This window comes from Paenibacillus forsythiae T98 (genome assembly GCF_000520735.1).
GTDB lineage: Bacteria > Bacillota > Bacilli > Paenibacillales > Paenibacillaceae > Paenibacillus_AQ > Paenibacillus_AQ forsythiae.
On sequence record NZ_ASSC01000734.1, the window covers coordinates 1 to 335 of the forward strand.

Consider the following 335-nt stretch of genomic DNA (forward strand, 5'->3'; position numbering starts at 1 on the left):
GCAAGGCTGCGCAGCCATGCGGTGGAGGCCGCCTTCAGCTCTGCCCTTTCCCCGAGAGCGGACAAGCCTTGAGCCTCCATCCAGCCGATCGTATCCTCAAGCGAATACCAGCGGCCAGGCGCATATTCCGGGCGGGCGAGCAGGGAGCGCAAATGCCGGTCGGCGGCCGTCCTGCGCCCATATCGCCTGGAAACCGCGCCTAGAAGAAGCGCAAACATTTCGCTGTCATCAAGGCGCAGCCAAGCCTTCACGGCAGGGACCGCGAGCGAGAAGGTCTGATCTCTTCGCTCCAGCAAGCCCAAATGAAGCAGCAGATCGATAGCCACAGTAGCAGG

General features: G+C 62.7%; 1 protein-coding gene. It reads right to left on the minus strand.

Annotated elements, in window-relative coordinates; all coding sequences use genetic code 11:
- On the minus strand, window positions 1-335 hold a 335-nt coding region (locus L692_RS33155; RefSeq protein WP_415752773.1), incomplete at both ends, for a hypothetical protein.